We start from the raw sequence: 12,282 nt of genomic DNA, 5'->3' as shown, positions 1-12,282 counted from the left end.
TGCCGCCACCCCACCGCTTACTCGTCTTCCCGAAGGGTAATTTCAACCGTGTCGTAGTATACCGTGGTGGGTCCTTCGAAACCCGAATCGGTACCGATTATGACCCAGATACGGCCGTCGTTATCACTGGTTACCGGGAAATTTCTCCCCCGGCTGTTCAGGGTCATGAGCGATGGGGTCCAATGGAAGATATCTGATGTCCCCGTATCCTGCCTCACGGAACCCTGGTTATCCCGGGGAACCGCCTGCTATATTCCCGTACCGCCGCCTCCGTGGTGAGAAAGATGTTTCCCTCGCCAATATGGTCGTAGAGACCGGTGATCCTCATACGATCCCGCACCGGCCCGCGGGCATGTACAAACAGCAGCACGATCTCTCTCTTCCGGAGGGTATCCACAAGCTCGCGGAGCATATCGACGGTGGCTAGGTCGAGGTCGCTACTCGCCCCGATGTCGAGAATGACAGTCCGGAGGTCCTTCCTGGCGTCGACGAGGTCGATGATGCCTTTCCGGGCAACGTTGGCATTGAAGAAGTAGAGGGGAGCATCCACCCGGAGGATCAGGAGCCCGGGGACCGGTTCGTTCTCCGGTGCTCTGACAATATCCCCGTACGACCCTTCCTGGCCGGGCACTCTTCCCAGGATCGCCAGGCCCGGCCTGCTCGCCCTGTAGAGGAGCACGATGATTGAAAGGAGCACGGCATAGAGGAGGCCCTCAAGAATTCCGACCAGGATCACCCCGAGAAGGGCGGTCACCGCAAGCCAGAAATCTGTCCGGCGCATGGTGTAGAAGCTCCGAAGGCCTGCCACGTCCAGCATCCCGATGACGGCAACGATAACCACCGCCCCGAGGACCGCCTGGGGCAGGTTCGTAAAGAAGGGCGCGAGAAAGAGGAGCGTGAGAAAGATCAGGGCCGCGGTGAGGATCCCGGAGACCTGTGTCCTCGCTCCCGCGGCCTCTCCGGTTGCCGTGGAAGAAAGGGTCGCATCGACGGTCGCTCCCTGGAAGAGCCCGCAGCCGATGTTTGCACATCCCAGGGCGACCAGCTCCTGGTCCGGGTTGATTTCATAGTGGTGGCGTGCCGCATAGGCCCTGGCGATCCCGATGGACTCCCCGACGGCAACAAAGACGATGCCGACCGCACCTGCCAGGAGCAGAGGAATTGCAGCCAGGCCCACGTGCGGGAGAGTCGGCGGAGGGAACCCCGGAGGGATGGTCCCTACGATGCTGACTCCGAACTGGTCAAGGTGAAAAAGGGAGACCACGAGGATACCCGCGACAAGCGCGACGAGAGCCCCGGGGATGACCGGGCAGGTCCGCCGGATCACGAGGATCAGGACGATGGCACCCGCACCGATCGCAAGGCTCCACGGGTTGGTGAGCCCGAGGTTCCCGATGAGCGAGACAAGCTGTTCCAGGAATGTACCGGAACCCCCGGGGACTCCGAGGACCTTTGGGATCTGCCCGACGATAATCGTGAGTGCGATCCCGAAGACAAACCCGGTTATCACCGATTTCGAAAGGAAATCCGAGATAAACCCGAACCTCGCAATTCCCGCGAGGAGGAGGATAATTCCGGCAAGGAGGGCAAGGGCGGCCGTGTAGGCGATGGTTAAGGACGGATCCCCGAGGGCAAGGGACACTACAATTGCCGCCGATGTAATCGCCATGGACGAGGTCATGGCCACTTTGAGGTTCCGGCTTGTCCCGAAGATCGCATACACGACCAGGGCGACCGTAGAGGCGGCAAGGCCGGCCTGGGGTGGAATGCCCGCAATCTCGGCATAGGCCATGGAGGCAGGGACGAGGACCCCCCAGACGGTGATTCCTGCCGCGAGATCCCGTACCAGGTACTTCCGCGTATACTTCGGAAGCCAATCGAGGATCGGGACATGTTTTTTCAGCCATCCCGAAGGGTCCTGCATGATAGTTCCCTTGGATCAAAATTATTTATTGATTTTGAAAAGGGGTCGTTTATCCCCGCAGCCGATAAGGGACAGGAACAATGACAGAATAACCTGTCCAAATTGTGGTGAAAGAAGTGCGACACAATGAAGAGAGGGTGGAGACGGGAGGGGGACCGGATAAGGAACCCGCATACTCCGGGGAGATCTTCTCCGCACACGCACCTCCGAAGGCGGTAGTACAAGGGCCGGATTGCTCCGGAGATCGCCCCGCAGGTCATACGATACGACCGCCAAACAGGACCGAAAAGAGTAACGTTCAAAGAGTCCTCACGTCATTGGAAAAGAGCAGGGGGGAAGGGGGACCTTGCCCTGATGAATCCTCGCCCCCTTCGCCAATCTCCCAATAATTTAGAACAATCCCGAAAACAGGAGAAACCATGACCGCTCAACCGAAAGAGGCAACCGAAAATACCAAAGCTGCCAATTCGAAACTGTTAAAGGAACTGCCGTTTACCGACCGCCGTGATTTTGAAGAGGCCGACCGCGGCTTCATCGCTCCCTTGCCCGACAACGGCGTGATTAAAACCGGCGACGGACGAATTGTCTGGGACCTGGCCCGTTTCAGCTTCATCACGCAGGATGCCCCGGCACCTCCGACGGTCAACCCCAGTTTGTGGCGGCAATCGCAACTGGTGGTCAAGGCCGGGCTGTATAAAGTCGTGGACCGGCTCTACCAGGTCCGCACTGCCGACTTATCGAACCTGACCATCGTGGAAGGAGACACCGGTCTTATCATTATTGATCCGCTCGTTTCCACTGAAACGGCCGGAGCGGCTCTCGATCTCTATTATCAGCACCGCCCGAAGAAACCCGTGATCGCCGTGGTCCATTCGCACAGCCATGTGGACCACTACGGCGGCGTAAAGGGGGTCGTGTCCGAAGAAGATGTGAAGGCCGGAAAAGCGATGATCGTCGCTCCGGCCGGTTTCCTGGACGCGGCCGTGTCCGAGAATGTTCTGGCCGGCACGGCGATGAGCCGTCGCGCCACGTACATGTATGGCAACCTGCTGCCGCCCGGTCCCCGAGGGATGGTCGGTGCCGGTCTCGGGATGTCGACGTCCAGCGGTACCGTCACCCTGATCCCGCCCACCCACGAGATCACCGCAACCGGGCAGAGGATGCGCATCGACGGCCTGGATTTCGAGTTCCTTCTGGCCCCGGGCACCGAAGCTCCGGCAGAGATGCACTGGTACATCGAGCAGCTCAAAGCGCTTACCGCCGCCGAAAACTGCTGCCATACCCTGCACAACACCTACACCCTTCGTGGAGCGAGTATACGTGACCCGCAGGCATGGTCGAAGTATCTCAACCAGACCATCGACATGTGGGGCGACAAGTCCGAGGTGATGTACGGCATGCACCACTGGCCGGTCTGGGGTCGCGAACGTGTCCTGGAGATCCTGACGAAAGGACGGGATTGTTACCGCTACATCAACGACCAGACCCTGCGTCTCGCGAATCACGGGTACACTCCGGTGGAAATTGCCGAGCAGTTCGAATTGCCGCCGGAACTGGCCGGCCACTGGGCCCTGCGTCCCTATTACGGTACCTTCAACCACAATGTCAAAGCGACCTATGTGAAGTACCTGGGGTGGTTCGACGGAAATCCGGCGAACCTGCACGTCCTGCCGCCGGAGGCGGCGGCGAAGAACTACGTCGCCATGATGGGCGGTGCCGACGCCGTGGTGGAAAAGGCGGCCGCCTACTTTGCGAGGGGGGAATACCGTTGGGTGGCCGAAGTGGTGAAGCACGTGGTCTTCGCCGACCCCGGGCACAAGGGAGCACGTGAATTGCTCGCCGACACGTTCGAGCAGTTGGGCTACCGGGCGGAATCCGGCCCGTGGCGGAACTTTTACCTGACAGGAGCGAAGGAATTGCGCGAAGGTGTCATGCAGCTTCCTGCACCAAATTCGGTGAGTCCCGATTCGGTGCGTGCGATGAGCCTGGACACCTTCTTTGATTACCTGGGGGTGCGCCTGAACGGCCCCAAAGCGGTGGGGAAGAAGAGTGTGATCAACCTCAACTTTACCGATACCGGGGAACAAGCCGTGCTCGTCCTGGTCAACGCCACGTTGAATCATTCACTTGACCGGCAGGACCCCCACGCCGATGCGACCCTCACTCTGACGCGAAACGCACTGAACAGGATTATCCTGCAGGAATCGACCTTCGATAAGGAAGTCGGGAGCGGCGGGGTGCAGGTCGCCGGGAATGCAGGCAAGGTCCACGAACTGGTTTCACTGCTGGATTCGTTCGAGTTCTGGTTCAATATCGTGACGCCCTGATGGTTTCATGACAGGGGACGAGGGTTTTTTACCACCGTCTCTTGCATTTTTTTGCATACCAGGTGGGCCAGGCAACGGATCATGTCCGGAGCAGGGATCCGGTATCCATAACCGCCTGATTCACCCTGAACAGACCATATTCGTGCGTCCTCGTGGTATAAACCGTATAGACTCCTTCTTCGCAGGACTCGACAATCACATCGCCATCGTCCCTTGTAACGAAAACAGGGTACTTTCCGGATGAATCCGGGGTCATCACGGATTCGTAGGTATCGATCACTTCCTGGTACGGCTGGGTGAACGACTCGCCTGCCGATATGATTGCCACTCCGGGTACCACACTCGCGACAAATTCCCACGTCGACGAGGTCAGACTTCCATGATGCGGAACTTTGATCACGTCCGCATCGAGATCGATACCCTCCCAGAAGAGGATATCTTCCGTCTCTTTTTCAATATCCCCTGCAAACAGAAACTTTATCCCGTTTTTCTCTATCATCATCACCGTCGATCCGCAATTGGTATTCTCATAATTCACTCCTTTTTCCGGACTGAGTATTGTTACGCTGATATCGTCTCCCATATCCAGCGTATCGTGCGCATGAAGATCCCCGGACCGGTACACCGCCGTAACGGGAAAAAGACGTTCGATAAACCATGCACCGCCGTCATGATCGGAATGCGGATGTGTCAGGATTAAATAATCGATTCGTTGTATTCGATTCTCTCTCAAGTAACTTGCCACACGGGGGGTCCAGACACTTCTCCCGGTATCAATCACCATGGTCTTATTTCCATTCATGATTACCGCCGAATCCCCGTGTCCGACATCCAGGTACGCAATTGAAAATCCCGATCCCGGACGAGGCGTAACGATCTCGTGAGTCTTCCACATCATGCCGGACCCGGATAACACCAGGACCAGGACCCCTATCGCGATGATGTCGCTACGGCTCATCTGTTCGGGGGGTTACTATGGCCGGGAGTATAAATGATTTTGGTCGGGGAAATCTCCGGGCTCTTCCCGCGGCTGGATTCGCGGGACGATATTCACGGGACCGGGATCGCCTGGCTATTTCCCTGTTAATTGACCATTTGGTACGGACCGTCGTCGGAAAGAGTTTCCCGGTCACCATCAACATGCCAGGTTTAACTTCGATGGTGCAATTGTGATTGGCCTCGTAACAGGAGCCAGGCACGGCGACCTCATCAGAAGGAGTTCCAGGTCCGATACCGGTGTCTCTTAGATATTCCTAATCGAGGAGTAACGGAACGGCCCCGATACAATACCTCCAGTTCACGCTCCCCGGGAGACTGCCTGGCGCTCGCGGTAATCCTCTTCTGGTTGTTCGCATACTATTAAGTACGAACAATGCCCATTACGAACCTGAATAGAAATTTATGCCAATAACTCCCGCGAATAAGGATAAAAAGCCCAAAAAAATGCAGGGAACAACGTCCGTTCCGGATTCTTCCGAACATTCCGAACGGCACGATTTAGAGGAGAGAACACGAACGGAAGAACTTTATATCGCATATGAGGAACTCCGGGCCACGGAGGAGGAACTCAGAAAACAAAATGATGCCCTCCGTACCTTCGAAGAAGAACTCCGGACACAAAACGAAATCCTTCGCGCAACCCAGAAAAAACTTGCGGAAGAACGGGAAAAATACTTCGACCTTTTTGAAAATGCGCCCGTCGGATACGTGGTGACCGATGGCACCGGCATCATAACTACCGCCAACCGGCTGATAGGGGAAATGCTCCATATCCATCCCGAATCGTTGAAGGGCAGGTCCATCGGGATCTTTATAGAAAAAACGGACGGTAGCGATACCGGTCAGAAAGTGCAGGAATTACTGACGGGGGTTGGTATTACCAGAGAAGCCTGGATGAAGTCGTTTGAAGGTCAATGTATTCCGGTCCTGATCAGCATCACCTCTACTTCGTCAACAACAGGACCCGGGACAGGATTGCGGTGGGTAATCCGGGACATCACCGAGGGCAAGAGGGCGGAGGAAGAACTGAAGGCAAGCAGGGCAAAGTACCAGGCCCTGACCGAGACCACCTCGGACTTCATCTGGGAAACGGACGCCCAGGGGAGATATACCTATTGCAGCCCGCAGATGGAACGGCTCTGGGGGCTTCGGCCCGATGAGATGATCGGGAAGTCGTTCCTTGACATGATCCCTCCGCCCGAGAGAGAACGCGTCCGGGAAACGTTCAGGAACGTAATTAGGTCTTCCATCCGGTTCGAGGGCCTGGAAATTAACTCATGCGACAGGAGAGGGAACCTCATCCATATCGAGGTAAGCGGCGTCCCGTTCTTCGACCGCAACGGGGAATTGAAGGGCTACCGGGGCATCACCCGGGACATCACGAGGCGTAAGCGGGTGGAAGAAGCCCTGCGGGAGAGCGAGTATCTCCGGCGGTTGGCCCAGGAAATCACCTGCGTGGGTTCGTTTGAGTGGAACATCGTGACGGGGGTGAACACCTGGACGCCGGAGTTGGAAGCGCTGTATGGTCTTCCGGAGGGCGGGTTCGCAGGAACGCAGCCGGCCTGGGAGGAACTGGTTCACCCCGGGGACCGTGCACGAGCGGTAGCCACAGTCCAGAGGGCCTTTAAGACAAACGAGACCGTTGAAGACGAATGGCGGGTCATCTGGCCCGACGGCAGCATTCACTGGCTGGCCGGAAGATACCGCATCATCCGAAACGACGCGGGAGCGCCACAGGCCATCGTCGGGGTTAATTTCGATATCACCGAGCGCAAGATCGCAGAGGACGCGCTCAATGAATACGCGGCAAACCTCAAGCGGTCCAACGAGGACCTGGAACGGTTCGCATACGTCGCTTCCCACGACCTGCGGGAACCTCTGCGTATGGTAACCAGTTTCTCCCAGCTCCTGGAGAAAAATTACAAGGGCCGGCTCGACGAGGATGCCGACGAATTCATCGGGTATATCGTGGAGGGCGGGAGGAAGATGGACGCCCTGGTAAACGACCTCCTCGAATACTCACGGATCACTTCCCAGGGGAAACCGTTCGAACCGACAGACCTGAATATCGTCCTCGAAGAAGCTCAAAATAGTCTTTCCATGGCCATCGAGGAGAACAAGGCAAGAATTGAGGTTGGGGTGCTCCCTACCGTTAATGTCGACCATTTGCAGATCCTACTCGTGTTTCAGAACCTGCTTTCGAATGCGATAAAGTTCCATGACGACACGGACCCGGTCGTCTCGGTCAAGGCAGTCAGGAGAGAAAAGGAATGGGAATTCCTGGTCCGGGACAACGGGATCGGGATCGACCCCGCGTATCATGAAAAAATCTTTGAGATTTTTCAGCGGCTGCATTCGCGAAACGATTATCATGGGACAGGGATCGGGCTCGCCATCTGCAAGCGGATCGTCGAGCGGCACGGGGGCCGGATCTGGGTGGAATCGGAGCCCGGGAAGGGGAGCACGTTCTTCTTTACCATTCCGGAAAGGACCTGAAATTGATTTCGGGCGATTCTGCAGAATTTTTTAATGAACCGATTTTTGATACGACACACCCTGAATATGATGCTCCCACGATGTTCGTTCCGGGTCAATTTCTTCTCATCCTCCAACGCTTCCGATTTCCTGCATTTATGTGTGGAGTGCTCTTCACAGTCCCGGATATAACGGCGACCATGTACGCTCAGGCAGTTGTATTGTATCGGCTGGAGCTTCGCGCAGTAATGGATGAGATTATTTCCGTCACTCCACATTTTTTGAAAAGAATTCCAAAAAAGGTTTAAAAAAATATTCACCCCCCTTTCCCGCCTCCCTTCGGAGCCCGTTCTCGATCTCGTAATAGCAGCCGGGCACAGAGATGAGGTAGCTTCACCCTCCGCTGCTCCTCCGCCTCGGCGATCTGGGTGAGCAGCGAGGCCTGGTCCTTCGGGTGCTAAATTAATAAGAAAATCTATCTTTTTTGATATTCTCTCGATATCAATAAAATTTTACAATTTAATATTTTGGAAATATATATTTACACTGAAACTATTCTTTTCACAACGAGTCATGAACCGAGACAACTTAACATGGGTAATCGTTATCAGCGGCATTGCGATAGCTGCAATAATTTTCAGCATCTTCATATTTTCACCATTCGTGGGAATCACAGGATCTATTCTCCCTGCCGCCTCGTTCCCAAAAGTGAATGATTACCAAACTAATAGAGGATACCTATGAAATCTCTAAAATTCATTGGGGTAGTGATTTTCTTATTATCCATAGGATTATGCGTTGCCGATAGTCAGGACAATATTATATGGGTCGAAAAGGCTCCAATTACGAATGTTACCCCGCGTGCATTTTCGGGCATGACCGCTTTCCAGGGTAAGATTTGGCTATTGGGTGGACTCACGAATACATCGAGCATGAACGATGTATGGTCTTCAGAAGATGGGGAATTCTGGAACCTAGTAACCGATCATGCTGCTTTCACACCACGATATGGTCATGGGATTGCAACATTTCAGAACCGACTCTGGATTATTGGGGGAATTTCAGATAACACCCCTATGAATGATGTGTATTCGTCGACCGATGGAAAAAACTGGACACGTGTCACAAACCACGCTGGTTTCAGCCCTCGATATTTTCACGGAGTTGTGGTATTTAATGACCGTTTATGGGTAATCGGAGGCTCATCTTCACAGACCAATACATTAAATGACATATGGTCCTCTCTCGATGGTATCAACTGGACCCGCGAGACGAAATCGGCAAACTTTCTTCCTCGTCATGGAGAAGGTACAATCGATTTTAATAACCAGATCTGGGTTATCGGAGGATATTCACGTTTAACTGATACGAGGGGGACAACGACAGAGAGAGAGTTATCCGACGTATGGTCATCGGTCGATGGCGTAAATTGGATACAGCAAAATAGCGACAGCCCATTCCCTGGAAGAGAATTTGTTCCCGTTATCTCTGCAAATGGTTCGATGTATGTCATCGGAGGAGGGAGTTATGGTTATTCTATGAGAGCTACAAGAGTTGCATCAGTGCCAGGCAGTTTGGCGTATAATGACGTATGGATTTCTTCCGATGGGATAAACTGGACCAAGGACCCGAATTCGTCAGGTTTCTCTCCCCGATATGGCCAGGGTGTTGTTGTAATAAATGATAGTATCGTTGTGTTTGGGGGTTTGGATCCCTACTATGATAATTTTTTGAACGATTGCTGGTCAGGTGTACTATTCTCTAATGAGCCGACAGTTGACGGTCAGGCATATGATAATCAGAATGTTACTTCCACGGAAAATTTCACCCCAATCCCTACTACAACCCCTGTTGCGGGATCGAATATCATTATTTTGTCTCTTGGAATCCTCATTTCATTTGTATGTATTCGTTTCGGAAAAAAAACATAATTTTTTACCCTTTTGATGATTCTAAATCCTATTTTCGGAATTGGTGAAGAATGCGACAAAAATTATGATTATTTCGATTAGATAAGAATTTAATAACGGGTTTTCGAGTTTCGTTCTCTACTTTTTTTTACCGGGACAATTATAATATTTTAAATATTATATAGATTTTAAATCCACCGTAGAATTAGACTGAAAATTTGGTCTCTCATTTTAGTATTTTTCATAGTAACGCTCGTATGTGCGCCGGTCCTCGCGATCAGTGCGAGCGAACTGATTTCAAGCCATCGCACGGGCTCATGTTGTTCAGTAGGATCCGCTTCCCGCTCAGTAGTGGTCAGTTTCCAGTCGCTCCGGGTCCGCGATCCGCTCCCATTTGCAGCCTTGTAAATGGGGAGAATGGAGTCGCCCCCCGGTCCTTTCTTCCCGGATTTTTTAGCCGGTTCGGGTAGGAAGGCCTGGACCTCCTGGGAAGTTGCAGGCTTGTCGGCGAGTACAGGGACCAGGTTGTGGATGTACCAGTTGAGATGCCAGTCGAGGAGGTAATGGTAGGCATCGAGGAGGAACGATCCGGACCCGCAGGCCGGGTCGAGGACGGGGAGTTTCACTACATCCCGGGGGGTCTTCTCATTCACGAGTTCCCCGCCGGTGTGCTGAATGATGTAGTCCACGATGAACTGAGGGGCATAGTAAAAACCCCCGGCTTTCTTCACCTCGGGCTTGTATTCCACCTTCGCCTGGTGCCCGGGAGTGAGCCGGATGTCTTTTCCCAAGAACTGCTCGTAGACCTGGCCGAGGATGACCGGTGAAATAACGGAAAATTCGTAAGAACTCTCGGGGTAATAGAGCCGCTTGGAAATTTTCTTGAATATTGCATCGTCAATCGTGAAGCCCGGCGTAAGTATGTCGGGTAACTCGTCCCATCCGGCTTCTTTATTGAAATGGAAGATGCCGGAGTTGTACCGGGTATCGGCTCTCTGGAAGAGGCCGAGGAGGCGAAGGTAAATATCCGGTTGTTCCAGCAGTTTCTGGAGGCACCCATAATGTTCGATCCCCCGGTCCTCGCATATTCGGAGGAAAAGGATCCGGTCGATGGTCTTCTGCACCGCTACGTTGAGTTCATCGGTGAGCGATGGGTTCCTAAGTGCAAGGTTATGTGCCAGGTGGTTTTGCCATTCCTCGATATCGGCACGGGGGCCGTATCTGGGTCGAATCGGAGCCCGGGAAGGGGAGCACGTTTTCTTTGCGATTCCCGCTGAAAAAAATGAACCTGGAAGGAGATCCTGGAGAATTCATTCACTCCTCTTTCCCCCCTCCTCCCTCATCAGTCGTATTCAATCTCGTCGGAGCAGCCGGGCACCGAAATGATAGAGCTCACCTTCCACTGTTGTTCTGCCTCGGCGATTTTGGTGAGGAGTGAAGCCTGGTCCTCGGGCATGTGTCCACAGATGACCCACTTCTTCGTCTTATCGTTCCTCTTCGAGGACCGTGATCCCGGTCCTGTTTCCCTTTGTCCTCTCAGAGAGATCCTTGGCGGGATGACTCGCTTAGGGATTACCGCATTCCTTCGAAAAAAAATAGTCCCGCAATTCAGTTCCGGTCTGATCCATAATAAAGGGGGGATGGATTCCGTTCTGGCTCGGATTTTAAGGTGGTGGAACCCGATTAACAGTATCGGTATCTGTCCGGGTCCCTGAGCCAGATCCGGGAAAAATAGAGTCCGGCACGTAGCCGTTCCCCCCTGTTCATGTAATACCGTCGGCTTAACGCCATCCTGCGTGATGATCGTGCCATACTGCCTTTCAGGGAGCCGGCCTTAGAATTCCTCCAGGATCCCGTACCCCCAGTTCCTCAGTATTACTGCCGCCTTCTGGTCGCCGGCTCCCGGGCAGAGCAACCCGCGATTTTCGAGGAACCGGCTGGCCATTATGTTCGATATCACGGTCAGTTTCTCCTGCTCGTCTTTCATCCGGGACCACCGGTGAAGGTAGTAAATCGGGGGAAGTCCCCTCCGTGTATGGATGTACAGGTCTCTTCCCCTCTGGTATGCGTCTCCTTTCAGGTCACGCGGTGCCTGGAACAAACAGGTGTCTTTTTTCGGTATTCAGCACTGCTTTTCCTGCATCATTTACAGTCTTCTTCATTATACCCCCCAACGGTACGCGAATTTTGTAATGTGTGAAGAGGCGACTTTGCATTCTCTTCGCGGGTGTCGATTTACCGACGGGCAACAACATTCAATTGCTGCAGACGGTATGTGCGTGATTCATAGTAATAAAATTTTTTATTTTTGTTATACTAATTATGATAAATATTGTAATATGTAACATGAAAAGCGGGTGTTGATGTTGTTACCGGTGAACAAGGTAAGGTTGGAAATTCTCTTTGGCAATTTGTCCTCCCCGTGTATGTCTTCACATGTGAAAATGTCAAGGAAATAGCAAAGAACAAGTTTTTCAATAGGTATCAGCGGTCGATTCATCAGAAACCCAGGATCTATCGAAGCCTGGTCCTCGGGGCTGTGCACGTTCAGAGCTATTGGGAAGAAAATGTAATCCAAATTCGGGTAAAAACTCAGATTTATTTATATTTTTCAAGAGATATTAGATGATGAAATATGCCCTGGCAC

The 12,282-nt window shown here is 53.2% G+C and carries 8 protein-coding genes; 3 read left to right on the top strand and 5 right to left on the bottom strand.

Annotation, left to right across the window (positions count from 1 at the left end):
- Positions 1-17: 17 nt before the first annotated feature.
- Positions 18-167 (bottom strand): hypothetical protein, encoded by a 150-nt coding sequence (locus J2741_RS01385; RefSeq protein ID WP_209673268.1) that lies wholly within the window; start codon positions 165-167, stop codon positions 18-20.
- A 47-nt stretch (positions 168-214) separates the two neighbouring features.
- Positions 215-1,924 carry a SulP family inorganic anion transporter gene (locus J2741_RS01380; RefSeq protein WP_209673267.1) on the bottom strand — a complete coding sequence of 570 codons (1,710 nt, stop codon included), beginning with the start codon at positions 1,922-1,924 and terminating at the stop codon, positions 215-217.
- Positions 1,925-2,577: 653 nt separating this feature from the next.
- On the opposite strand from J2741_RS01380, the gene J2741_RS01375 reads away from it, so the two are divergent.
- Entirely contained in the window at positions 2,578-4,251 is a 1,674-nt protein-coding gene (locus tag J2741_RS01375) for an alkyl/aryl-sulfatase (protein ID WP_209673266.1), read from the top strand.
- A 79-nt stretch (positions 4,252-4,330) separates the two neighbouring features.
- Here the strand turns inward: J2741_RS01375 and J2741_RS01370 are convergent, their stop codons facing one another.
- Positions 4,331-5,209, bottom strand: a complete 879-nt coding sequence (locus J2741_RS01370; RefSeq protein WP_209673265.1) for a ComEC/Rec2 family competence protein — start codon at positions 5,207-5,209, stop codon at positions 4,331-4,333.
- Between the two features lie 485 nt (positions 5,210-5,694).
- On the opposite strand from J2741_RS01370, the gene J2741_RS01365 reads away from it, so the two are divergent.
- Both J2741_RS01365 and J2741_RS01360 read left to right on the top strand, forming a co-directional pair.
- Positions 5,695-7,746, top strand: a complete 2,052-nt coding sequence (locus J2741_RS01365; RefSeq protein ID WP_209673264.1) for a PAS domain-containing sensor histidine kinase — start codon at positions 5,695-5,697, stop codon at positions 7,744-7,746.
- Between the two features lie 719 nt (positions 7,747-8,465).
- Positions 8,466-9,656, top strand: coding sequence for a Kelch repeat-containing protein (locus J2741_RS01360; RefSeq protein ID WP_209673263.1), 1,191 nt, complete (start codon positions 8,466-8,468; stop codon positions 9,654-9,656).
- Positions 9,657-9,823: 167 nt separating this feature from the next.
- Here the strand turns inward: J2741_RS01360 and J2741_RS12875 are convergent, their stop codons facing one another.
- Positions 9,824-10,759 carry an N-6 DNA methylase gene (locus J2741_RS12875; RefSeq protein WP_342452200.1) on the bottom strand — a complete coding sequence of 312 codons (936 nt, stop codon included), beginning with the start codon at positions 10,757-10,759 and terminating at the stop codon, positions 9,824-9,826.
- A gap of 710 nt (positions 10,760-11,469) precedes the next feature.
- Complete coding sequence (locus J2741_RS01350; RefSeq protein WP_209673262.1) at positions 11,470-11,622, bottom strand: hypothetical protein; 153 nt, start codon at positions 11,620-11,622, stop codon at positions 11,470-11,472.
- Positions 11,623-12,282: the final 660 nt, after the last annotated feature.

Origin of the sequence: Methanolinea mesophila, from assembly GCF_017873855.1 — an archaeon.
Lineage (GTDB): Archaea > Halobacteriota > Methanomicrobia > Methanomicrobiales > Methanospirillaceae > Methanolinea_B > Methanolinea_B mesophila.
The sequence above is the reverse complement of the archived record's forward strand: the minus strand, read 5'-3'. Positions and strand labels throughout refer to the sequence as shown.

Bases quoted from the DNA above. Each gene is read 5' to 3' on its own strand.
- J2741_RS01385 (WP_209673268.1), bottom strand. From the start codon at position 167: ATGACCCTGAACAGCCGGGGGAGAAATTTCCCGGTAACCAGTGATAAC.
- J2741_RS01380 (WP_209673267.1), bottom strand. From the start codon at position 1,924: ATGCAGGACCCTTCGGGATGGCTGAAAAAACATGTCCCGATCCTCGAT.
- J2741_RS01370 (WP_209673265.1), bottom strand. From the start codon at position 5,209: ATGAGCCGTAGCGACATCATCGCGATAGGGGTCCTGGTCCTGGTGTTA.
- J2741_RS01365 (WP_209673264.1), top strand. From the start codon at position 5,695: ATGCAGGGAACAACGTCCGTTCCGGATTCTTCCGAACATTCCGAACGG.
- J2741_RS01360 (WP_209673263.1), top strand. From the start codon at position 8,466: ATGAAATCTCTAAAATTCATTGGGGTAGTGATTTTCTTATTATCCATA.
- J2741_RS01350 (WP_209673262.1), bottom strand. From the start codon at position 11,622: ATGAAAGACGAGCAGGAGAAACTGACCGTGATATCGAACATAATGGCC.